Consider the following 22,321-nt stretch of genomic DNA (forward strand, 5'->3'; position numbering starts at 1 on the left):
TACAGCAATGTTTTGGATGCGAAGAAGCAATTAAACGCATATTTTGAATTTTATAATTTGAAACGACCTCATTCGAGTCTGGACAAAATGACTCCAGATGAGTTTTACTATGACCAGCTACCACAACAAAATAAGGTAGCTTAACTAGAGCAGAGTATCACTTATAAATAAGCTTTTAGTTGTTCAAACATGTGGGACCACCTCTCATTGTCCCATTTTTATTTGTTTGTTGTATTTCATTTTTTTATTCTATATTTTTTAAAAACTTTTCAATACTGGCTAAAACTTCACTTGGTTTTTGCTGATGTGGAAAATGACCACAGTCTTCAATCATACAAAGTTCATTTATACCTTGAGTTAATTCGACAAACCGTTTTGGCTGAGCAATACTTGCATATTCATCTAATTCCCCATGTATTGCTAAAAGTGGGCATTGCACCTTACTTAAAAAATAATCTAAGTTCCATGTTACAAATTGAGGTGACAACCATGTTTCAGTCCAAGCATCTAGCACCCATTGCGTTTTATCTGCATGGTATTTAGCCAAGCGATTAAATAATTTTTCATCATTAAAAGAAATTTTAGCTTTCTGTATACCCTCTAAAGTAATCTTCTCAACCACCGATTGTGCAGATTCAGTAATAACCGCTTTGCAATGTTCTGGATATAAAGCAGCACAAATTGTTGCCATTCCCCCGCCAACACTATGCCCCATCACCACAAAATCATTGAGTGCTAAATGACTGAATATCTGAGGAAGTATCTTTTTCCCTTCTTCGGTGACGAAATCAAGCTCAAGTGGTTTTAATTGAATTGAAGATTGACCAAAGCCTAAACGATCATAAGCAATCACATCACGGCCAGTTCGCAAAGCCAACTTTTCTGGAAAATCTCTCCATAAGGCAACACAGCCTAAAGACTCGTGAAATAGAATAATGGGGGATTTCTGACAAGCATCTATACGGTCAAATTTCCATTGTTTAGTAAATATTTGACCTTGTTCAAGCTCTAAATATTGTTCTTTAATTTCCATACCATTGAATACTATTGTTCATAAACTATACTTTATTTTTACCATATTAAAATGAGGCCTAAAGCATTTTATTTTGACCTTATCATCCACTTTTCAAAAATTTTATATTATTTAAATGCAGAAGCTAAAAACAAAAAAAAGAGCCGCAGCCCTTTTTAGAATAAATAATTTTTACGATACTAATTTCGGTTTATGCGAATCTTGTCGTGTACGTTTCTCAAATTTAAGCACACCATCATCAAACCTCGCATTTTTTAAAACTTTACGATCGGCTAGATAATTATTGGTTACATTCCACGGTGCATGCTTACCTTGTTTTGGCATGACATCCACTGCACGCGCAATATACCCCGAAGACAAACTCCCCATCACGGTATCTTCCATCAATTCAGTCTGATCACCTTGAGCAATGACTTCATCATAGCCATTTTTATCCATATAATTGATCATACGACAAATATATTCAGCAGCGATATCCACTTTCAGCGTCCAAGAGGCATTAATATAACCAATGATCATCGCCATATTCGGTACATCACTTACCATAATTCCTTGATATAACATATGCTTAGATGTATCCATCGGTTTACCATCAATCGTCGCTTTAATCCCTCCTAGAATTTGAATCTCTAAACCTGTCGCAGAGACAATAATGTCTGCATCCAGATGTTGACCAGATTTCAACTGAATACCCTTTGCAGTAAACTGCTCAATTTGATCTGTTTCAATACTGGCTTTACCTGAGCGTAAAATTTTAAATAAATCACCATCTGGCACCACACAAAGGCGTTGATCCCATGGATTATATGCAGGAGTAAAGTGTTTCATATCGACTTTACCCTTCAGTTGCATTTCAATCGATTTCAGCAGCAATTTACGTAATAACTTAGGTTGTTTCTGTGCAAGTGCATAAATGCCACGTTGCATACCAATATTACGAGCGCGAGTGAGTTTATAAGCGAGATCTTCGGGCAATACTTTGCGCATCTTGTCATAAATAAAATCAATAGATGGCACTGAAGCAATATAGGTCGGTGAACGTTGCAGCATAGTGACATGTTCTGCACCGCCCTTCGCCAAAGCTGGAACCAAAGTAATCGCAGTTGCACCACTACCAATAATCACCACTTTTTTACCCGCATACTCTAAATGATCAGGCCAAAATTGCGGATGAATCAATTGCCCTTTAAATGCTTGTTGATTTGGAAAATTCGGTTGAAAACCCTGATCATAGTTATAATATCCAGTACAACCTAGAACAAAATTTGCAATCCAAGTGTGTTTTTTCTGATTCGAATCTTCAATTTCAACACGCCATTTTTTTTGCGTTGAATCATAATTTGCCGCCAGTACACGATGTTGAAAATGAATTTTCTCTTTTAATTTATATTCATCCAATACTTCTGAAAGATAGCCTTTAATTGAAGCCCCATCGGCAAGAACATTGGCCTTTTGCCAAGGTTTAAAATTAAAGCCAAAAGTTGACATATCAGAATCAGAACGAATACCCGGATATTTAAAGAAATCCCAAGTCCCACCAAAACTTTCACGACGTTCGATAATATCAAATTGACGTTGTGGGCAATGCTTCGAAAGATGTACAGCCAGCCCAATACCTGAAATACCTGCACCAACAATCAAAATATCAATATGCTTTTCCATGTTGTTTTTATAGCCTGATTTAAACTTTATTTTATTAAACCACAAATCTGACAATACTCAATGTCAAGTTTAAACAATTCGGACAAAAAACATATCACTTCAGGACAAAATGATAAATTGTCGAACAAGCAGACATAAAAAAAGACCAGTGAAACACTGGTCTTTTTTCGAACAACTGAAGTTCTTCTGGCGAAATTATTTAACTTCGCGATCTACTAGCTCAACGTAAGCCATCGGCGCAGCATCACCTGCACGGAAGCCCGCTTTAAGAACACGTAGATAACCGCCATTACGTTCTTTGTAACGAGGGCCAAGAACGGTAAATAATTTACCAACAGTTACTGCTGAACGAGTACGAGCAAACGCTAAACGACGGTTTGCAACAGTATCGTTTTTAGCTAAAGTGATTAAAGGCTCAGCTACACGACGTAACTCTTTCGCTTTAGGCACAGTTGTTTTAATCAACTCGTGCTCAAACAAAGAGTTAGCCATGTTTTGGAACATCGCTTTACGATGACTGCTTGTACGGCCTAATTTCACACCACTATTACGATGACGCATGGTGATAGTCCTACTTAATTAACGGCTACGATAGGCAAAACGATCGTCCATGCGTAAACTAGCTGGTGGCCAGTTTTCTAAACGCATGCCGAGTTGTAAGCCTTTTGAAGCCAGAACATCTTTGATTTCAGTTAACGATTTTTTACCTAAGTTAGGAGTTTTTAACAACTCAACTTCAGTACGTTGAACCAAGTCACCGATGTAGTAAATATTTTCTGCTTTCAAACAGTTAGCAGAACGAACAGTAAGCTCTAGATCATCTACTGGACGAAGCAAGATTGGATCCACTTCTTCGCGAGGTTCTTGAGCAACAGGAGCTTGATCTTTCTGAAGATCAACAAAAATTGCAATTTGTTGTTGCAAGATTGTTGCCGCTTTGCGGATTGCTTCTTCTGGATCAACTGTACCGTTGGTTTCAAGATCAATGATCAATTTATCAAGGTCAGTACGTTGTTCAACACGCGCATTTTCAACGGTGTAAGAAACACGTTTGATCGGGCTATAAGAAGCATCTAACTGTAAACGACCCACTGGGCGAGTTTCGCCTTCTGGGAAACGTGAGTCAGAAGTCTCATAACCACGGCCTTGAGAAACTTTCAGGCGCATTTTTAATGAGCCTGAAGCACTTAAAGTGCCAATCAAATGCTCAGGGTTTACCACTTCAACATTATGAGGTAAACGAAGATCAGCAGCAGTTACATCGCCAGGACCTTGTTTTTCTAATGTTAAATATGCTTCGTTTTGATCGAACAGCTTAATCGACAATCCTTTTAGGTTCAGCAAGAGCTCGACGATGTCCTGCTGCAAGCCTTCTAAGGTACTGTACTCATGCTCGACCCCTTCAATTTCAACTTCAACCACAGCAGCGCCAGGTAAAGAAGAAAGAAGGATACGACGTAAAGCATTACCCAGAGTATGACCAAAGCCACGCTCTAATGGTTCTAGAATCACTTTTGCCGAGGTCCCGCTAGCCGCTTCGACCTTAATCGCTTGCGGAGTTAGAAACTCATTTGCAGTACGCGTCATTATTGCTACCTCAAGGATTATTTAGAATACAATTCTACAATCAAGCTTTCGTTGATTTCAGCAGGTAAATCAGAACGATCCGGTGCAGCTTTAAACGTACCTTCCAATTTAGAATGATCAATTTCCATCCAAGAAGGGATGCCACGTTGAGCAGCCAATTCAATTGCGCCTTTAATACGTAATTGTTGTTTAGCACCTTCGTGAACTGCGATTACATCACCCGCTTTAACTTGGATAGACGCGATGTTAACACGACGACCATTCAAAGTAATGCTGCGGTGAGATACAAGCTGACGAGCTTCTGCACGTGTAGAACCAAAACCCATGCGATAAACTACGTTATCAAGACGGCTTTCAAGCAATTTCAACAAGTTTTCACCTGTTGCGCCTTTAACACGAGCAGCTTCTTTATAGTAATTACTAAATTGACGTTCTAACACACCGTACATACGACGTACTTTTTGTTTTTCACGTAATTGTAGTGAGTACTCAGATTGTTTTGCACGGCTCTGACCATGTTGGCCAGGAGCTTTAGCATGTTTTTTAGTCTTAACGTCAAACGGTTTAACGCCTGATTTAAGTTGCAGGTCTGTCCCTTCGCGGCGAGAGAGTTTGCATTTTGGACCAATATAACGAGCCATGAATGTTTCTCCTTAGACGCGACGTTTTTTAGGTGGACGGCAACCGTTGTGCGGGATTGGCGTCACATCGGTAATGCTGTTAATTTTATAACCCACTGCACCTAAAGCACGAACCGCAGATTCACGACCAGGACCAGGACCTTTTACAAGGACGTCCAAGTTTTTCAAACCGTAGTCTAAAGCAGCTTTACCAGCAACTTCAGCAGCTACCTGAGCAGCAAACGGAGTTGATTTACGTGATCCACGGAAGCCTTGTCCACCAGAGGTAGCCCAAGCCAGTGCATTACCTTGACGATCGGTAATAGTCACAATGGTGTTATTAAAAGAAGCGTGAATGTGTGCAACACCTTCAGAGACGGTACGGGTGACCTTCTTGCGTGCGCGAGTATCTTTAGCCATCTTTTAGCTTCCAGAAATCTTATTTCTTAATAGGTTTGCGCGGACCTTTACGGGTACGTGCGTTAGTTTTGGTGCGTTGTCCACGGACAGGCAAGCTGCGACGATGACGAAGACCACGATAGCAGCCTAAATCCATTAAACGTTTAATGTTCATGGAAATTTCGCGACGTAAATCACCTTCGGTCGGAACCTTAGTAATTTCTGCACGAATCGCATCAAGTTGAGCATCATCCAATTCACGGATCTTAGTAGTCGTAGCGATACCAACAGCAGCTAAGATGTTCTTAGCAGTATGGCGACCGATACCAAAGATATACGTGAGGGAGATAACAGCATGCTTGTTATCCGGAATGTTTACACCGGCAATACGAGCCATTCACTTTCTCCAAAAAGGCAGTAGAGATAATCAACCGCCCGACAAAAACCTTGAGGGGCGGATATTAACCCAATTCACCTACTGAAATCAACAGGTCTTGATTAGATTAACCTTGACGCTGCTTATGACGAGGTTCAGCGCTACAAATCACGCGGATAACCCCATTACGACGGATAACTTTACAGCTACCACAAATTTTTTTTACAGAAGCTTGTACTTTCATGATGAAACCTCAAGTGCGCTTATCCCTTAGGATGAGCAGTCGTTTTTCTCATTAACGTTTGATTATCATACTGGTGCGAGGTGAGATGTGCTTGAAGCTGAGCCATAAAGTCCATCACGACCACCACAACGATGAGCAAAGAGGTACCACCCAAAGAGAATGGAATACCAAATGAGCTCTGTAATACCATCGGCATTAAACAAATCACTGTGATATAAATCGCGCCAATAAAGGTCAAACGATTGAGAATATGATCTAAGTAACGAGCAGTTTGCTCACCTGGACGAATACCAGGCACATAAGCTCCGCTGCGTTTCAAGTTCTCTGAAACTTCTTTCGGGCTAAACACTAGCGCCGTATAGAAGTAACAGAAAAAGATAATTAACGCACCAAAGAGCACCAAATACAACGGCTGTCCAGGCGACAATACGAGTGCCAAATCTTGTAGGCTACGTTTGATAATATTTGCACTAGGATCAGCACTACCCACCCATTGCCCTAAGCTCGCAGGGAACAAAAGCAATGAACTTGCAAAAATTGCTGGGATAACACCTGCCATATTAATTTTTAATGGCAAATGTGTCTGCTGTGCAGTAAACACACGACGACCTTGTTGTTTTTGAGCGTAATTGACTGGTATACGACGTTGTGCTTTTTCAATAAACACAATAGCTGCTAAAACACCGATAGACAACAGACCAAAAACAACTAAGCCAATCAGGCTTGTTTGACCATTATCTACTGATGAGAAAGATTGCATAATTAAATTTGGCAATCCTGCAACAATACCTGCAAAGATGATCATGGATATACCATTCCCTACTCCGCGTTCAGTAATTTGCTCACCTAACCACATTAAGAACATTGTACCTGCAACCAGCGAAGTCACAGCAGGGATATAAAAAGCCAAACCTTCTGTCAAGGTAATACCCTGACTAATCAGCCCAGCACACATTCCTACAGACTGCACAAGCGCAAGAAACAGTGTTCCCTGTCGCGTATATTGATTAATCTTACGCTTACCTTGTTCGCCTTCTTTTTTCAAAGCTTCCAGCGAAGGAACAACCGTAGACATTAACTGCACAATAATTGAGGCAGAAATGTATGGCATGATCCCTAAAGCAAGAATTGACATCCGCTCTAATGCACCACCTGAAAACATGTTAAACAAACCAAGGATCGTACCTTGGTTTGCATTAAAAAGATTTTCAAGTGCAGCACTATTAATGCCTGGTACTGGAATATGTGCTCCTAGTCGAAAGACCATCAATGCACCGATAAGAAACATCATTCGGCGAATAATTTCACGATATTTCACATGAAACGGTTGACCTTTCATCATGTTCACATGACCTGAAGAACTAGGAGACATAGACACTAGCGATTACTCCTCGACTTTGCCGCCAGCAGCTTCAACAGCAGCTTTAGCGCCTTTAGTCAATGCAACACCTTGAATAGTGAATGCACGAGTAATATCACCAGAAAGTACGATACGAGCACGAGTCATATCTCTACGTACAACATTCGCTGCTTTTAAAGTTTCAAGTGAAATAATATCACCTTCAACTTTAGCAAGCTCAGATAAACGTACTTCAGCAGTTTTTAAAGCGAGTTGGCTAGTAAAACCGAATTTAGGCAAACGACGATATAACGCAGTTTGACCACCTTCAAATCCTGGACGTGTACCACCGCTCTTACGTGAATTCTGACCTTTGACACCACGGCCACCGGTCTTACCAACGCCAGAACCGATACCACGGCCTAGACGAAGGTTGTCACGCTTAGCACCTTCTGCAGGTGCAATAGTATTTAAACGCAGAGTCATGGCTTATTCCTCTACACTAACCATATAGTAGACTTGGTTGATCATACCGCGGTTAGAAGGCGTATCTTGCACTTCTACAGTATGACCAATACGACGCAGACCTAAACCTTGAAGGCTAAGCTTGTGATTTTTCAAGCGATGCGATGAAGATTTAGTCTGGGTAACTTTAATCGTTTTCATGATTGATTACCCTTGAATTTGTTCAACAGTAAGACCACGTTTCGCAGCGACTTTCTCAGGAGAAGTCATATCACGCAAACCTTTGAAAGTTGCGTTAACTACGTTAGCAGCATTTGTAGAACCATAGCATTTTGTCAATACGTTATGTACGCCAACAGCCTCTAGAACTGCACGCATAGCACCACCAGCAATTACACCAGTACCTTCAGAAGCAGGTTGCATGTAAACGCGGCTTGCACCGTGACGAGCATTAATAGGATGTTGTACAGTACCGTTAACAAGATCAACAGTAATCATGTTGCGACGTGCAGCTTCAAGTGCTTTAGAAATAGCAGCTGGAACTTCACGTGCTTTACCACGACCAAAACCTACGCGACCATTACCATCACCCACAACAGTTAATGCTGTGAAAGAGAAGATACGACCACCCTTAACAACTTTGGCTACACGATCAACGGCAACCAGCTTTTCAACAAGACCTTCGTTTTGTTCAACTTTAGCCATGATTAGAACTCCAAGCCGTTTTCACGAGCAGCATCAGCCAAGGCTTTGATACGACCATGATATTTAAAACCAGAACGGTCAAATGCAACTTTTGATACACCAGCTGCTTTAGCACGTTCTGCGATTAAAGCACCTACTTTTTGAGCTGCTTCAACGTTGCCAGTTGTGCCAGCACGTAAAGTAGCATCTAAAGTTGAAGCTTGCGCTAAAACTTTGCCACCATCTGCTGAAATAACTTGCGCATAGATGTGACGCGGAGTGCGGTTTACACACAAGCGAGTCGCACCCAATGCACGAATGTGCAAGCGTGTGCTTTTCGCACGACGCAAACGGGATTGTTTCTTTTCGTTCATAAGAACCTCGCGCCTTATTTCTTCTTAGCTTCTTTACGAAGAACAACTTCATCCGAATAACGAACACCTTTACCTTTATAAGGTTCAGGTTCACGATATGAACGGATATCTGCAGCTACTTGACCCAACATATGTTTGCTTGCTGATTTCAAAATGATTTCAGTAGCAGTTGGAGTTTCAGCAGTTACACCTTCAGGAAGTTTATAATCGATAGGGTGTGAATAACCAAGGTTAAGGTGAACAACATCACCTTTAACCGCAGCTTTATAACCAACACCGATTAATTGTAACTTACGTTCGAAGCCTTCACTAACACCCTTTACAAGGTTGTTAAGAACAGCGCGAGCAGTACCAGCTTGCATCCAAGCGTCTTTCGACTCTTTAACTGGAGCAACTTGAAGATTACCTTCTTCCTGTTTAAGCTCGACCAGCGCATGCAGGTTGAAAGACAAAGTACCTTTTGTGCCTTTCACTTCGACCTGCCGGCCGTTCTGAGTAACTGTCACACCGTTAGGTACAGTTACTGGGGCTTTAGCCACACGAGACATGAGGAATCACCTATTAAGAAACAAAAGCAATAACTTCACCACCGATGCCCGCAGCACGTGCAGCGCGATCAGTCATGATGCCTTTGCTTGTAGAAACAATTGCAATACCTAAACCTTGCTTAACGCTAGGAAGTGCATCTTTACCGCGATACTGACGTAGACCTGGACGGCTTACGCGTTTCACAGTTTCGATAACTGGTTTGCCTTCAAAATATTTCAACGTAATAGTTAAAGTTGGTTTGCCTTCAGCATCTGCAACTTCTACGTTTGAAATGTAACCTTCAGATTGAAGAACGTTAGCAATAGCAACCTTCAACTTAGAGTTAGGCATAGAAACAGTTTGTTTCTTTGCCATTTGTGCGTTACGAACACGGGTTAACATGTCGGCAACGGTATCTTGCATACTCATTTATAGTCGCTCCTTACCAGCTTGCCTTAACAACGCCCGGTACATCACCTTGCATTACTGTTTCACGTAATTTGTTACGGCTTAAGCCAAACTTACGGAAGTAACCATGAGGACGACCAGTTAAACCGCAACGGTTACGAAGACGTACTGGAGACGCATTACGTGGTAATGCTTGAAATTTCATCATCGCTTCGAAACGTTCTTCTTCGCTTGCATTTACATTTGCAATGATTGCTTTTAATTCAGCACGCTTTGCAGCAAATTTAGCAACAGTAGCTTCGCGTTTCAATTCGCGATTAATCATACCTTTCTTAGCCATATCGACCTCTTATTTGAACGGGAAGCCGAATGCACGCATAAGCGCACGGCCTTCGTCATCGGTGCGAGCAGTCGTAGTAACGGTAATATCCATACCACGAATACGATCAATCTTATCGAAATCGATTTCAGGGAACATGATTTGTTCCTTGAGACCCATCGAATAGTTACCACGACCATCAAATGATTTCGCAGAAAAACCGCGGAAGTCACGAATACGAGGGATCGCAATAGAGATCAAACGGTCTAAGAATTCGTACATACGTTCGCCGCGTAAAGTAACTTTACAACCAATTGGCCAACCATCACGGATTTTAAAACCCGCGATTGATTTACGTGCTAATGTAAGAACGGGTTTTTGACCAGCAATCGCTTGCATGTCTGATAATGCACCGTCTAACAATTTCTTGTCAGCTGAAGCTGCACCAACACCCATATTAATGGTGATTTTAGTAATGCGAGGAATTTCCATCACATTCTTAACGCCCAATTGTTCTAATAATTGAGCTTTAAGTTCTTCGTTGTAACGTGTTTTAAGTCTGGCCATGGCCTATATCAACCTATTACTTCGCTACCGCCACTGATTCACCAGTTGATTTGAATACGCGAGTTTTCACGCCTTCAGTCACTTGGTAACCAACACGGTCAGCCTTTTGGGTTGTAGCATTAAAAATTGCCACGTTTGAGATATGAAGCGTAGCTTCTTGAGTTACGATGCTGCCTTCAGCGCCAGTAGCTCGGTTCGGCTTTTGATGCTTCTTCACCAAGTTAAGGCCTTCAACCTTAACGCGGTCATTTGAAACAGACAAAACAGTTCCCTGTTTGCCTTTTTCTTTACCTGCGATCACAATAATTTGATCGCCTTTTTTAATCTTAGCCATGAGTGCCTCTTATAGAACTTCAGGAGCCAATGAAATGATTTTCATGAACTGTTCAGTACGAAGTTCACGAGTCACTGGTCCGAAAATACGAGTTGCAATCGGCGCTTTGTTGTTGTTCAAAATTACAGCAGCATTGTCATCAAAACGAATGATAGAACCATCCGGACGACGCACACCAAATTTTGTACGTACAACTACAGCATTCATCACGTCGCCTTTTTTAACACGGCCACGAGGAATAGCTTCTTTTACAGTAACTTTAATAATGTCGCCAACAGAAGCATAACGACGGTGTGAACCACCTAGTACTTTAATACATTGTACACGGCGAGCACCACTGTTGTCTGCTACGTCGAGCATACTTTCGGTTTGAATCATTGCCCTACTCCAAAACCGAGCATCACCGGTCACAATTTCGAAAGGCTCAAAGAGTACTCGAAATTAACCGATGATGCAACAAGAACGTCTAATTACTCAGCAGCAGCTTCAATAACTTCCACTAAAGCCCAAGCTTTAGTTTTAGAAATTGGGCGGCTTTCTTTAATGGTCACTACGTCGCCAGTTTTAGCAACATTGTTCTCATCATGAGCGTGTAATTTAGTTGAACGGCGGATTGATTTGCCATACAACGGGTGTTGAACTCGGCGTTCAATAAGCACAACAATAGACTTGTCCATTTTGTCGCTTACGACTTTGCCGGTTAACGTGCGAACTGTTTGTTCACTCATTGTCCGTTCCCCTGTTTTTCGGTAAGGAGTGTCTTAATACGAGCAATAGTCTTACGAGTAAGCGCAACTTCATGCGATTTACCCAACTGACCAGTTGCTTTAGCCATACGAAGACGGAATTGGTTAAGCTGTTGCTCATCAAGCAAAGCTGTCAACTCTTCTACCGATTTTTCACGTAGATCTTTAGTTTTCATTACATTACCGTCCGAGTCACGATAGTGGTTTTAAACGGAAGCTTCGCAGCAGCAAGCGTAAATGCTTCACGCGCTAATTCTTCGCTTACACCATCCATTTCGTACAAGATCTTACCTGGTTTGATTTGACAAACCCAGTATTCCACAGAACCTTTACCTTTACCCATACGAACTTCTAATGGTTTTTCAGTAATTGGTTTGTCTGGGAAAACACGGATAAAGATCTTACCACCACGTTTTACACGACGGCTAATTGTACGACGCGCAGCTTCAATTTGACGAGCAGTCATTTGACCACGCTCGATAGATTTAAGTGCAATAGTACCAAAAGATACAGTGCTACCGCGATGCGCTAGACCAGTGTTACGGCCTTTCTGCACTTTACGGAATTTAGTACGTTTAGGTTGCAACATGGATTATTCTCCTTTTTCAGCAGAACGATCATTGCGACGACCACGACGCTCTTGACCTTCACCACGACCGCGACCACGTTTAGCTGGACGTTCTTCAGCAGGAGCAGGGTTCATGACTTGTTTCATGCCACCTAAGATCTCGCCACGGAAAACCCAAACTTTAACGCCAATCGTACCGTAAGTCGTTTCAGCACGCATAGTAGAGTAGTCGATATCTGCACGAAGTGTATGCAAAGGTACACGACCTTCACGATACCACTCAGTACGAGCAATCTCTGCACCACCAAGACGACCAGAAACTTCAACTTTGATACCTTTAGCACCAGCACGCATCGAGTTCTGTACCGCACGCTTCATAGCACGACGGAACATTACACGTTTCTCTAATTGAGAAGCGATAGCTTCAGCAACTAGACGAGCGTCTAAATCTGGGCGATCGATTTCGTTGATACTTACTTGCGCAGGAACACCCATAATAGATGTTAATTCGCGTTGTAATTTCTCAATGTCTTCGCCTTTTTTACCGATAACGATACCTGGACGAGCAGTGCTAATAGTAATTTTAGCAGCGCCTGTAGGACGTTCGATAAGAATTTTGCTGATCATCGCATTTTTAAGTTTTTTAGTTAAAAACTCACGAACTTGAAGATCTTTAAGCAAATATTCAGCGTATTGTTTCGGACTCGCATACCAGTTAGCGTTATGACGTTTCACAACACCTAGGCGGATACCGATTGGATGAACCTTCTGACCCATATCAAACCCCTACCTTAACGGTGATGTGACAAGTACGCTTAGTAATACGATCTGCACGGCCTTTAGCACGTGGCATAATACGTTTAAGGCTAGTGCCTTCATCAACGTAAATCGTAGAAACTTTAAGGTCGTCTACATCTAAACTGTTATTATGTTCAGCGTTTGCAATTGCAGATTCCAAAGCTTTTTTCACTAACACAGCAGCTTTTTTGTTGCTGAAGGTTAAAATGTTCAAAGCGTGGGCAATAGATTTGCCACGAATCAGGTCTGCAACCAAACGAGCTTTTTGTGCCGAGATAGCGGCACCGCGTAATTTAGCAGTAACTTCCATCATAGCACCTTAACGTTTAGATTTCTTGTCAACACCGTGACCACGATAGGTACGAGTTGGCGCGAATTCACCGAGTTTATGACCAACCATATGCTCTGATACAATTACCGGAACATGGTTACGACCATTATGAACAGAAATTGTTAAACCAACAAAATCTGGGAGAATCATCGAACGACGCGACCAAGTTTTGATCGGCTTACGGTTATTAGCCGCGATAGCCGCTTCAACCTTAGCGAACAAGTGCGCATCGACGAATGGACCTTTTTTCAGAGAACGAGGCATTAGTCAGATTCCTTTACTTGACGCGACGGTCGCGAATAATCATCTTAGTCGTACGCTTATTGGTACGTGTTTTGTACCCTTTAGCTTTTTGACCCCATGGGCTTACAGGTTGAATACCCTTATTACGCCCTTCACCACCACCATGTGGGTGATCTACTGGGTTCATCGCCATACCACGAACGGTAGGACGAATACCACGCCAGCGCGAAGCACCAGCTTTACCCAATGAACGAAGGTTGCTTTCTGCGTTAGATACTTCACCTAACACAGCACGGCATTCAACATGAATTTTACGCATCTCGCCTGAACGTAGACGAACGATAGCGTAAGAGCCATCACGACCCAACAACTGAACAGAAGTACCAGCTGAACGAGCTAATTGCGCGCCTTTACCGATTTTAAGTTCAAGGTTGTGTAATGTAGAACCGATTGGCATGTTACGAAGTGGTAAGCAGTTACCTGGACGAATTGGAGCATCGTTACCAGATTGTACTTTATCACCAGCACGTAAGCCCTTAGGAGCAATAATATAGCGACGTTCACCATCAGCATACAAAACTAAAGCAATGTGTGCAGTACGGTTAGGATCGTATTCAATACGCTCTACAGTAGCTGGAATGCTATCTTTATTACGTTTGAAGTCAACAAGACGGTAGTTTTGTTTATGACCACCACCAACGTGACGAGTTGTAATGTGACCGTTATTATTACGACCACCAGTACGTTTTTTAGCTTCAACCAACGGTGAGTACGGTGCGCCTTTATGAAGATGGTCGTGAACGACTTTCTCTACAAAGCGACGTCCTGGAGACGTTGGCTTACATTTTTGAATAGGCATAAATTTCGTCCTTATTCCGCTGCGCTTTCAGCGGTATCGCCCAAGTCAGCCATTTCAACATCTTGGCCAGCTTTCAGGGTGACGTATGCTTTTTTAACATCAGAACGACGTCCTAATGTTTTACCAAAGCGTTTAGTCTTACCTTTAGTGATGGTCGTGTTAACTTTAACAACTTCCACACCAAAGAGTTGTTCAACTGCTTTTTTGATTTCAAGCTTGTTTGCACCAAGTGCAACTTTAAAAACTTGAACACCAGCAGCCTCACCTAAAGCTTGAGCTTTTTCTGAGAATACAGGTCCTTGTAGGACTTGATAGATACGTTCGTTGTTCATCCGAGTTCTACCTCAATTTTCTTAGCAGCAGCTACAGACATAACAACTTTGTCGAACGCAATCAAGCTAACAGGATCAATTGCAGCAGCATCAACCACATCTACATGCGGAAGGTTACGTGCAGCAAGATATAGATTTTCATCTACAGAATCCGTAACGATTAATGCGCGAACTGCATTTAAGTCGTTAAGTTTAGCAAGCAATTCTTTAGTTTTAGGAGCAGCAACTGCAAACTCTTCAACCAATATTAGGCGATCTTGACGAACAAGTTCAGCTAAGATGCATTGCATAGCACCGCGGTACATTTTACGGTTAACTTTTTGAGACCAATCTTGTGGACGAGCAGCAAAAGTCTTACCACCACCAACCCAGATTGGGCTACGAATAGAACCAGCACGCGCACGGCCAGTACCTTTTTGACGGAAAGGTTTTTTACCACCGCCAGATACGTCGCCACGTGATTTTTGAGCTTTAGAACCTTGACGACCACCAGCTAAATAAGCTGTAACAACTTGGTGTACAAGAGCTTCATTAAACTCACGTCCGAAAGCAACTTCAGACAATTCAACAGCAGAGCCGGAAACAGTATTTAAATTCACAATATTTCCCCTCAGGCCTTGATCGTAGGACGAACGATAACGTCGCCGCCAGTAGCACCAGGAATCGCACCTTTAACAACAAGAACTGAACGTTCAAAATCGATAGATACAACTTCAAGACCTTGTACTGTTACGCGTTCATCACCTAAGTGACCAGCCATTTTCTTGCCTTTGAACACGCGTCCAGGAGTCTGGTTTTGACCAGTAGAACCTAAAGAACGGTGAGAAAGTGAGTTACCGTGTGTAGCATCTTGGGTACGGAAGTTCCAACGCTTAACACCACCTTGGAAACCTTTACCTTTAGACTGACCAGTTACATCAACTACTTGACCAACTGCAAACAAGTCCACACCAACAATACCACCAACTTCACGACCTTCAAGATCAGCTTCTGTAACGCGGAATTCTTTAACCAAACGACCAGCAGCAACACCCGCTTTAGCGAAGTGACCTTTCTGAGCGTTAGTCACACGAGATTCGCGACGTTCACCAGTAGTGATTTGAATTGCTTGATAACCATCAGTTTCAAGCGTTTTGATTTGAGTGATGCGGTTAGGATCAACCTCAATCACCGTAACAGGTACAGAAACACCAGCATCTGTAAAGATACGTGTCATACCGCACTTGCGACCGACTAAACCAATAGTCATGTGCATAAACCTCTAAAAAAGCGGCTTAATTAACCTAAAATGTCAATTAACCCGAAAGCCTTAACCCAATGCGATCTGAACATCAACACCAGCTGCAAGATCTAATTTCATCAATGCATCAACAGTTTTGTCTGTTGGTTGAACGATATCGATCAAACGCTTGTAAGTGCGGATTTCATACTGATCACGCGCGTCTTTATTAACGTGCGGAGAAGTTAGAACGTTAAAACGTTCGATGCGTGTAGGCATCGGAATTGGACCACAAACTTGTGCGCCAGTACGTTTTGCTGTTTCTACGATCTCTTGAGCAGATTGATCAATCAGACGATGATCAAAAGACTTCAAACGGATACGGATTCTCTGGTTAGACATACCAGTAAACTCCAAGCCAAATATATAAAGAATCACCTCTGACGCATCTCACCTAGTGGTAAGTGTCAAAGGCAGTGAAAATCACTAAGGTCATGATCGATGCCACGACTGTCACGATATTAACTACTTTATTCGTAGTTAACCCCTTTTATTAAAGGGTCGCCCATTATAGCGATTGTTTAACGCTTAAGCAAATCTCTTTTCAACTTTATCCTATCTTTTTCAAATCACAAATTTGCAACATTGTTTAAAAATAGATCAGTATGCCGTTTTTTGCAAAACGTACTCTATTGCTTGGTTTAATATTTGATTTCCATCAATAAAATTATTTTTTGATGTCTTTTTGAGTTGTTGTTGCGTTTGTACATGCTGACCAGAAAAGTGATCTAACTCCTCCTCATTTTCTAAAAACAAGTTTAATGTCTCTGGCGTAATTTCAGGGTGAAACTGAAAACCCAAGACATTTTTGCCAATTTGGTACATTTGGTTTCGACACACATCATTTTCCGCCAAATGAATCGCACCTTTTGGAATTTCAAAAGTTTCACTATGCCATTGCATCACATTAAATTCTGCTGGTAATTCAAAACATTCCGCAGGCACATAATTCACTTTACGCACCGCCGTCCAGCCCAATTCCTGTTTTTCGCTTCGACTCACAGCAGCACCTAGGGCGTTGGCGATCAACTGCCCGCCTAAACATAAACCTATCGCGGGTTTCCCCATAGACAAGTATCGTCGTAACCAGCGTTTTTCTATTTTCAACCAAGGGAAATTAACTTCATCATTTACGCTCATTTCCCCTCCCATAATGATGAGTAAATCAACATCTTCTACCTGAGGTAAGGCTTCTATTTCCAAGGAACGATCGACAGGTAACGCAAAAAATTCCGTTGCACTAATTTTAGCATAGTGCTGTTTTAAAAATTGATGACAACTACCGAACCCTTCACCAGCAATATGCTGAAAATAATGTACTTTCAAATGCGACTTCATCCGCCCAAACCTATTGTTGTTGCTCTAATAGAGGTTTAGCAAAAATGAAGCCAACTTTTAAAAATGTAGCCCTTTTTATACATTGGGGCATTTATATAGCCTAATGGGTCTGTTTCTCTTAAGCTAAAGCTCATTTTGATACGACTTAGAGCAGAACTTTGAAAAATAATCCACAAACTGCATTGATTCATGCACCACGACAAGCCCCTCAATACATTTCGACCATCCAACCTCCCCTGTTTCGTGCATCGACCATTATTTTCCCAAACACAGATGCACTGTTTAATCGCCACTGGAGTGATGCTTATGACTATAGTTATGGTACGCATGGCACACCCACAACCTTTACCTTAGGCGACAACATCGCGCAGATTGAAGGTGGAAATTTTTGTTTACTGGCACCCAGCGGTTTGTCTGCCATCAACCTCGTGAATGCCTGCTTTTTAGCACAGGGAGACGAGGTCTGGGTTGCAGATAACATCTATGGTCCAAATATGGAACATTTGCGCAATCTAGAAACACGTTATGGCATCCACGTGAAAATTTACAATCCGATAGAAGTTGATAGTTTCCAACCCTCAGCGCAAGCCAAATTGATTTGGTCAGAGGCAGCAGGTTCAGTGACTTTAGAATTCCCAGACTTGGTCGCTTTGGTCAACAAAGCCAAACAAGCCAATGTTTTGACTGCGCTAGATAATACTTGGGGCGCGGGTCTTGCCTTTAATGCCTTTGATTTTGGTGATGAACATTTAAGTGTCGATATTACTGTCCATGCGCTGACCAAATACCCTAGCGGTGGTGGTGATATTTTAATGGGTTCCGTGGTGACACGTGATCAAAAGCTGCATCACCAACTATTCCGTATGCATGCTATTCAAGGCATTGCCATTTCAGGGGATGATGCTGCACAAGTTCAGCGCAGCTTAGCGTCTATGCGACTTCGTTATGAACATCAATCACAAAGCACTTTAAAACTCCTTGATTGGCTAAAACAACAAGACGAATTTGCACAAGTCCTGCATCCTGCCGATGCATCTTCTTCTGGGCATCGCTACTGGAAGGAAGTGTGTCAAGAGGGGCATAGCGCAGGCTTAGTCAGTGTAATTTTTAAAACTAAATATGATTTAACTGCCATTCGAAAATTTTGCGACAGCTTGAATCTCTTTAAACTCGGCTTTAGCTGGGGTGGCCCTGTTAGTTTAGTCATGCTGTACAACTTAAAAGAGATGCGTGAACTACAACATACACATTTACAACAAGGATTATTGGTTCGTTTTTGTATAGGGCTAGAACATCCTGAAGATTTAATTCAAGATATAGAAAATGCGCTAAAACAATTGAATACGCAACAACTCGAATAACCTAAACACAAGAAAATAAAATAGGAATAAACCGTATGGGCACAGCAATCGTTATTGCAAAAAAAACCTCAGACACAGAACAAGAGATTGTTTTACATTCACAGTTTGCCAACCGTCACGGTTTAATCGCTGGAGCAACGGGCACGGGTAAAACAGTCACGCTCAAAGTCCTTGCAGAAAATTTTTCCCGAATGGGTGTACCCGTATTTCTAGCCGATGCCAAAGGTGATGTGTCTAGCCTTGCTCAGGCGGGAGCAAGTGGCCCTAAATTTGATGCACGTCTGAAAGTTTTAAATATTGATACGATTCCTTTTGCCGCTTCACCTGTCGTGTTTTGGGATTTATTTGCCGAACAAGGTCATCCGATTCGCACCACGGTTTCGGAAATTGGCCCACTCTTATTAGCACGTATGCTCAATCTGAATGACACGCAAGAGGGTGTACTTTCCGCAGTGTTTCGTATTGCCGATGATCAAGGCTTATTGCTGATTGATTTTAAGGATTTAAAATCAATCATTAGCTATGTTTCCGAACATGCAACCGAGTTTCAAGCTGAATATGGCAACCTTTCTCCTGCCAGTCTGGGTGCCATACAACGTAATTTATTGGCGCTTGCAGACCAAGGCGGTGATCAATTTTTTGGTGAACCCAGTTTAAATATTTTAGATTTCATTCAAACTGATAGCCAAGGCCTTGGTTATATCAATGTATTAGCCGCAGATAAGCTGATGAACACGCCCAAATTGTATGCCACATTCCTACTTTGGATGCTTTCAGAATTATTTGAACAGTTACCCGAAGTCGGTGATCTGGACAAACCCAAATTGGTGTTCTTTTTCGATGAAGCCCATTTATTGTTCGATAATGCCAGCACCGCGCTGCAAGAAAAAATTGAACAAGTGGTGCGTCTAATTCGCTCTAAAGGGGTCGGGATTTACTTCGTGACGCAAAATCCGCTCGACTTACCTGAAAGCGTTTTAGGACAACTCGGCAACCGTATTCAACATGCCTTACGTGCATTTACCCCCAAAGACCAAAAAGCTGTCAAAACTGCCGCAGATACCTTTCGATCCAATCCTGAATTTAAAGTCGATCAAGCCATTACCGAACTTGGAGTAGGTGAAGCCTTAATTAGCTGCTTGGATGAGCAAGGCATTCCACAGATTGTTGAACGTGGCTGGGTGATGCCACCCTATTCATCATTTACCCCAATTAGTCTAGATGAACGAAAAATACTAATGAAGCAAAGCATTGTTGCAGGCATTTATGAGCAACAGGTCGACCGTGAAAGTGCTTTTGAGATGTTGCAACAGAAAATCACACAACGTCAACAACAGGCCATTGCAGAAGAAACAGCAAAACAACAAGCCAAAGAACAAGAAGCTATAGCTAAGCAGCAAGCCAAAGAACAAGAGGCTTTTGCAAAACAGCAAACACGCGAGCAGGAGCGCATTGCACGTGAGCAAGAAAAAGAAACTGATCGTGCATCAAAACAACGTGAAAAACTCACCCAAGACATTGTCGACACCTTTGCAAAAAGTGCTGCACGCAGCTTAGGTGGCAGTACAGGACAAAAAATTGTCCGCGGTCTACTCGGCTCTCTTTTTGGCAGAAAATAGCGATCATTTCCCCTATCAAGATTTTTAAAATTATGGGATATTTAGATATTCCATAATTTTTTTATGGTTTTTTAAAAAGATGTATTTACAAGGCACTTTATAAAATGTATTTTAAATACATCTTATAAATAACAGCCATGAGAGATCTGCCATGACTCCGCAGCAAATTGACCTTGTAAAAGCAACTGTCCCTGTACTTCGTGAAAACGGTGTAGCCCTAACTGGTTATTTTTATAACCGTATGTTGGGCAATAATCCTGAGCTCAAAGAAACCTTTAATATGGGGCATCAACGCAGTGGCGCACAAGCACAAGCCTTAGCAGGTGCAGTTTTGGCGTATGCTGAAAACATTGAAGACCCTTCAGTCCTTTTACCTGTGGTTGAATTGATTGCTCATAAGCATGTGAGTCTGAATATTCAATCACCAGACTATAATATTGTCGGTGAAAATTTATTACATTCGATTAGTGAAGTGCTCAGCATTCCAATGGAAGATCCATTAATTGGTGCTTGGGCGGCTGCTTATGGTCAATTGGCGGATCTTTTCATTAGCACTGAAAAAGCGATTTATGAACAACATCAACAAACCAAAGGCAGCTGGTTAGGCTGGCGCAATTTTAAAATTGCCAAAAAAGTGGTGGAAAGTGAAGAAATCACCTCGTTCTACCTCGCACCTGTAGATGGTGGTGAATTACCAAAATATGAAGCAGGACAATACATCTCGGTTCGTGTCTTTGTTGAGGAACTCGGTCTAAAACAACCGCGCCAATACACTTTATCAACCAGTCCACAAGCAGACTATTTACGTATTTCAGTAAAACGTGAAGATGAAAAAGGTGATTTAGCAAGCGGTTGGGTTTCAAATACGCTACATGGCTTGGCTGAAGGTTCAGAAATTGAAGTCTCTGCACCAACAGGTAACTTCTATCTCATCGACCCAACGAAACGCAATATCTTTATCAGTGGTGGTGTTGGCTTAACTCCAATGATTGCTATGCTAAATCAATTGGTCACTTTGGATATGCCACAACCTGTGAGTTTTATCCACGCCTGTCGTAGCAGCCACGTGCATGCCATGAAAAAACATATCCATGAGTTACAAGCAAAATATCCTCGCCTAAGCACATTTACTGCCTATGAATCACCCCATCAAGCCGATGTCTTAGGTGAAGACTATGATGTTGCTGGACGTTTGGACTTAGCGACAATGGATGCGGCTTTACTTCCTGTAAAAGCAGATTACTACTTGTGTGGTCCAATGCCATTTATGGCAGAGCAACAAAAAGCTTTGGTCGCTCGCGGCATTCCTGCTGAAAACATTCACAGTGAAGCGTTTGGCACAGGTGGTGTTCATCACTAATCCGCTCCGCTAACATTAAATAAAGAGAGGGTTAGTCTTGTTATGCTAGACTAACCCTGATTTTTTGCCTTAAACACCCGTATTATCATGCAGCTAAATAAATTTACTGATTATGCTCTGCGTATTTTAATGTATATCTCACAACCCCAAGATGCCCCTTATACCATTGCAGAAATTGCGCGGGATTTACGCGTCTCGCAAAATCATTTGGTTAAAATTGTCCATTTCATGGGAAAACAAGATTGGATCATCACCACACGTGGTAAAGGTGGCGGTATTCGTTTAAATGCAGAAACTTTAAATTTAAATTTGGGATACATTGTTCGGATCTTACAAGGCAATAACCAGATTGTAGAATGCAATACCCCGCCTTGCGTACTCCGTCATAACTGTGGCCTTAAAGGTATTTTAGATCAAGCACTTGAACAGTTTTATCAATCTTTGGATCAATACCGTTTAGTCGATGTTCTTGATCAAAGCAACGCCAGCAAAGTTGCAACTTCATCGCCTATTTCACTGATTAATCTTTAAATCGCCACGAAAGTTTT

The 22,321-nt window shown here is 41.9% G+C and carries 35 protein-coding genes and 1 pseudogene; 5 read left to right on the forward strand and 31 right to left on the reverse strand.

The window, feature by feature from the left end:
- Positions 1-144, forward strand: a 144-nt coding sequence (locus BLV99_RS15590) for an integrase core domain-containing protein (RefSeq protein ID WP_139243551.1), incomplete at its 5' end; no start/stop codon positions are given.
- Positions 145-244: 100 nt separating this feature from the next.
- Here BLV99_RS15590 and BLV99_RS15595 read toward each other — a convergent pair.
- The 31 genes and pseudogenes from BLV99_RS15595 to BLV99_RS15745 form a co-directional block, all read right to left on the reverse strand.
- Positions 245-1,033, reverse strand: a complete 789-nt coding sequence (locus BLV99_RS15595; RefSeq protein ID WP_092692378.1) for an alpha/beta fold hydrolase — start codon at positions 1,031-1,033, stop codon at positions 245-247.
- 171 nt (positions 1,034-1,204) lie between these two features.
- Positions 1,205-2,695 (reverse strand): flavin-containing monooxygenase, encoded by a 1,491-nt coding sequence (locus BLV99_RS15600; protein ID WP_092692380.1) that lies wholly within the window; start codon positions 2,693-2,695, stop codon positions 1,205-1,207.
- Between the two features lie 195 nt (positions 2,696-2,890).
- Complete coding sequence (gene rplQ, locus BLV99_RS15605; protein WP_004650463.1) at positions 2,891-3,256, reverse strand: 50S ribosomal protein L17; 366 nt, start codon at positions 3,254-3,256, stop codon at positions 2,891-2,893.
- Positions 3,257-3,274: 18 nt separating this feature from the next.
- On the reverse strand, positions 3,275-4,282 hold the full coding sequence (locus BLV99_RS15610; protein WP_004650465.1) for a DNA-directed RNA polymerase subunit alpha: 1,008 nt from the start codon (positions 4,280-4,282) through the stop codon (positions 3,275-3,277).
- A 17-nt stretch (positions 4,283-4,299) separates the two neighbouring features.
- The gene (gene rpsD / locus BLV99_RS15615; RefSeq protein WP_086184232.1) at positions 4,300-4,923 is read right to left on the reverse strand and encodes a 30S ribosomal protein S4; all 624 of its coding nucleotides are present in this window, start codon (positions 4,921-4,923) and stop codon (positions 4,300-4,302) included.
- Between the two features lie 12 nt (positions 4,924-4,935).
- Positions 4,936-5,322: a 30S ribosomal protein S11 gene (gene rpsK, locus BLV99_RS15620; protein ID WP_004281491.1), complete on the reverse strand. Its 387-nt coding sequence runs from the start codon at positions 5,320-5,322 to the stop codon at positions 4,936-4,938.
- Between the two features lie 19 nt (positions 5,323-5,341).
- A complete protein-coding gene (gene rpsM, locus BLV99_RS15625) occupies positions 5,342-5,698 on the reverse strand; it encodes a 30S ribosomal protein S13 (protein WP_004650467.1) in 357 nt (118 codons plus the stop codon).
- Between the two features lie 106 nt (positions 5,699-5,804).
- The gene (rpmJ, locus tag BLV99_RS15630) at positions 5,805-5,921 is read right to left on the reverse strand and encodes a 50S ribosomal protein L36 (protein WP_000867907.1); all 117 of its coding nucleotides are present in this window, start codon (positions 5,919-5,921) and stop codon (positions 5,805-5,807) included.
- Between the two features lie 19 nt (positions 5,922-5,940).
- Complete coding sequence (secY, locus tag BLV99_RS15635; RefSeq protein ID WP_171065344.1) at positions 5,941-7,260, reverse strand: preprotein translocase subunit SecY; 1,320 nt, start codon at positions 7,258-7,260, stop codon at positions 5,941-5,943.
- Between the two features lie 45 nt (positions 7,261-7,305).
- Complete coding sequence (gene rplO / locus BLV99_RS15640) at positions 7,306-7,746, reverse strand: 50S ribosomal protein L15 (RefSeq protein ID WP_004650469.1); 441 nt, start codon at positions 7,744-7,746, stop codon at positions 7,306-7,308.
- Between the two features lie 3 nt (positions 7,747-7,749).
- Positions 7,750-7,926, reverse strand: a complete 177-nt coding sequence (gene rpmD, locus BLV99_RS15645) for a 50S ribosomal protein L30 (RefSeq protein WP_034682838.1) — start codon at positions 7,924-7,926, stop codon at positions 7,750-7,752.
- A 6-nt stretch (positions 7,927-7,932) separates the two neighbouring features.
- Entirely contained in the window at positions 7,933-8,430 is a 498-nt protein-coding gene (gene rpsE / locus BLV99_RS15650) for a 30S ribosomal protein S5 (protein ID WP_086164633.1), read from the reverse strand.
- 2 nt (positions 8,431-8,432) lie between these two features.
- Positions 8,433-8,783 carry a 50S ribosomal protein L18 gene (rplR, locus tag BLV99_RS15655; protein ID WP_086184234.1) on the reverse strand — a complete coding sequence of 117 codons (351 nt, stop codon included), beginning with the start codon at positions 8,781-8,783 and terminating at the stop codon, positions 8,433-8,435.
- A gap of 14 nt (positions 8,784-8,797) precedes the next feature.
- On the reverse strand, positions 8,798-9,331 hold the full coding sequence (gene rplF, locus BLV99_RS15660) for a 50S ribosomal protein L6 (protein WP_004650474.1): 534 nt from the start codon (positions 9,329-9,331) through the stop codon (positions 8,798-8,800).
- Between the two features lie 13 nt (positions 9,332-9,344).
- A complete protein-coding gene (gene rpsH / locus BLV99_RS15665) occupies positions 9,345-9,740 on the reverse strand; it encodes a 30S ribosomal protein S8 (protein ID WP_004650475.1) in 396 nt (131 codons plus the stop codon).
- Positions 9,741-9,753: 13 nt separating this feature from the next.
- A complete protein-coding gene (gene rpsN, locus BLV99_RS15670) occupies positions 9,754-10,059 on the reverse strand; it encodes a 30S ribosomal protein S14 (protein ID WP_086164635.1) in 306 nt (101 codons plus the stop codon).
- A gap of 9 nt (positions 10,060-10,068) precedes the next feature.
- Complete coding sequence (rplE, locus tag BLV99_RS15675) at positions 10,069-10,605, reverse strand: 50S ribosomal protein L5 (RefSeq protein ID WP_004650477.1); 537 nt, start codon at positions 10,603-10,605, stop codon at positions 10,069-10,071.
- Between the two features lie 16 nt (positions 10,606-10,621).
- Positions 10,622-10,939, reverse strand: a complete 318-nt coding sequence (rplX, locus tag BLV99_RS15680) for a 50S ribosomal protein L24 (protein ID WP_004650478.1) — start codon at positions 10,937-10,939, stop codon at positions 10,622-10,624.
- Between the two features lie 9 nt (positions 10,940-10,948).
- Positions 10,949-11,317 (reverse strand): 50S ribosomal protein L14, encoded by a 369-nt coding sequence (gene rplN / locus BLV99_RS15685; protein WP_004650480.1) that lies wholly within the window; start codon positions 11,315-11,317, stop codon positions 10,949-10,951.
- Between the two features lie 92 nt (positions 11,318-11,409).
- Positions 11,410-11,667 carry a 30S ribosomal protein S17 gene (gene rpsQ, locus BLV99_RS15690; protein WP_004650481.1) on the reverse strand — a complete coding sequence of 86 codons (258 nt, stop codon included), beginning with the start codon at positions 11,665-11,667 and terminating at the stop codon, positions 11,410-11,412.
- Positions 11,664-11,861 carry a 50S ribosomal protein L29 gene (gene rpmC / locus BLV99_RS15695; protein WP_004650482.1) on the reverse strand — a complete coding sequence of 66 codons (198 nt, stop codon included), beginning with the start codon at positions 11,859-11,861 and terminating at the stop codon, positions 11,664-11,666. Before rpmC ends, rpsQ begins: the two co-directional genes overlap by 4 nt.
- Complete coding sequence (rplP, locus tag BLV99_RS15700) at positions 11,861-12,274, reverse strand: 50S ribosomal protein L16 (protein ID WP_004650483.1); 414 nt, start codon at positions 12,272-12,274, stop codon at positions 11,861-11,863. Before rplP ends, rpmC begins: the two co-directional genes overlap by 1 nt.
- Positions 12,214-13,030, reverse strand: a pseudogene (gene rpsC / locus BLV99_RS15705) (30S ribosomal protein S3). The gene rplP and the pseudogene rpsC overlap by 61 nt, the downstream one beginning before the upstream one ends.
- 1 nt (position 13,031) lies before the next feature.
- The gene (gene rplV, locus BLV99_RS15710) at positions 13,032-13,361 is read right to left on the reverse strand and encodes a 50S ribosomal protein L22 (RefSeq protein WP_004650485.1); all 330 of its coding nucleotides are present in this window, start codon (positions 13,359-13,361) and stop codon (positions 13,032-13,034) included.
- A 9-nt stretch (positions 13,362-13,370) separates the two neighbouring features.
- The gene (rpsS, locus tag BLV99_RS15715; protein ID WP_004281508.1) at positions 13,371-13,646 is read right to left on the reverse strand and encodes a 30S ribosomal protein S19; all 276 of its coding nucleotides are present in this window, start codon (positions 13,644-13,646) and stop codon (positions 13,371-13,373) included.
- Positions 13,647-13,659: 13 nt separating this feature from the next.
- Entirely contained in the window at positions 13,660-14,484 is an 825-nt protein-coding gene (rplB, locus tag BLV99_RS15720) for a 50S ribosomal protein L2 (protein ID WP_086184235.1), read from the reverse strand.
- A gap of 11 nt (positions 14,485-14,495) precedes the next feature.
- Positions 14,496-14,816, reverse strand: a complete 321-nt coding sequence (rplW, locus tag BLV99_RS15725; protein ID WP_004650487.1) for a 50S ribosomal protein L23 — start codon at positions 14,814-14,816, stop codon at positions 14,496-14,498.
- Positions 14,813-15,415, reverse strand: a complete 603-nt coding sequence (rplD, locus tag BLV99_RS15730; protein ID WP_086164637.1) for a 50S ribosomal protein L4 — start codon at positions 15,413-15,415, stop codon at positions 14,813-14,815. Before rplD ends, rplW begins: the two co-directional genes overlap by 4 nt.
- Positions 15,416-15,426: 11 nt before the next feature.
- The gene (gene rplC, locus BLV99_RS15735; RefSeq protein ID WP_086184236.1) at positions 15,427-16,065 is read right to left on the reverse strand and encodes a 50S ribosomal protein L3; all 639 of its coding nucleotides are present in this window, start codon (positions 16,063-16,065) and stop codon (positions 15,427-15,429) included.
- Positions 16,066-16,125: 60 nt separating this feature from the next.
- Positions 16,126-16,437: a 30S ribosomal protein S10 gene (gene rpsJ, locus BLV99_RS15740; RefSeq protein WP_000070912.1), complete on the reverse strand. Its 312-nt coding sequence runs from the start codon at positions 16,435-16,437 to the stop codon at positions 16,126-16,128.
- A gap of 258 nt (positions 16,438-16,695) precedes the next feature.
- The gene (locus BLV99_RS15745) at positions 16,696-17,433 is read right to left on the reverse strand and encodes a type 1 glutamine amidotransferase (protein WP_092692383.1); all 738 of its coding nucleotides are present in this window, start codon (positions 17,431-17,433) and stop codon (positions 16,696-16,698) included.
- 158 nt (positions 17,434-17,591) lie between these two features.
- Here BLV99_RS15745 and BLV99_RS15750 point away from each other — a divergent pair, with 158 nt between their 5' ends.
- The 4 genes from BLV99_RS15750 to BLV99_RS15765 all read left to right on the forward strand — a co-directional run bounded on the left by BLV99_RS15750 (position 17,592) and on the right by BLV99_RS15765 (position 22,304).
- Complete coding sequence (locus tag BLV99_RS15750) at positions 17,592-18,794, forward strand: PLP-dependent transferase (protein ID WP_092692387.1); 1,203 nt, start codon at positions 17,592-17,594, stop codon at positions 18,792-18,794.
- Positions 18,795-18,829: 35 nt separating this feature from the next.
- A complete protein-coding gene (locus BLV99_RS15755) occupies positions 18,830-20,413 on the forward strand; it encodes a helicase HerA-like domain-containing protein (protein ID WP_092692390.1) in 1,584 nt (527 codons plus the stop codon).
- Positions 20,414-20,564: 151 nt separating this feature from the next.
- Entirely contained in the window at positions 20,565-21,773 is a 1,209-nt protein-coding gene (hmpA, locus tag BLV99_RS15760) for an NO-inducible flavohemoprotein (protein WP_092692393.1), read from the forward strand.
- A gap of 87 nt (positions 21,774-21,860) precedes the next feature.
- Positions 21,861-22,304: an RrF2 family transcriptional regulator gene (locus tag BLV99_RS15765; protein ID WP_092692395.1), complete on the forward strand. Its 444-nt coding sequence runs from the start codon at positions 21,861-21,863 to the stop codon at positions 22,302-22,304.
- Positions 22,305-22,321: the final 17 nt, after the last annotated feature.

It is taken from the genome of Acinetobacter kyonggiensis (assembly GCF_900107285.1).
GTDB classification, from domain to species: Bacteria; Pseudomonadota; Gammaproteobacteria; order Pseudomonadales; family Moraxellaceae; genus Acinetobacter; species Acinetobacter kyonggiensis.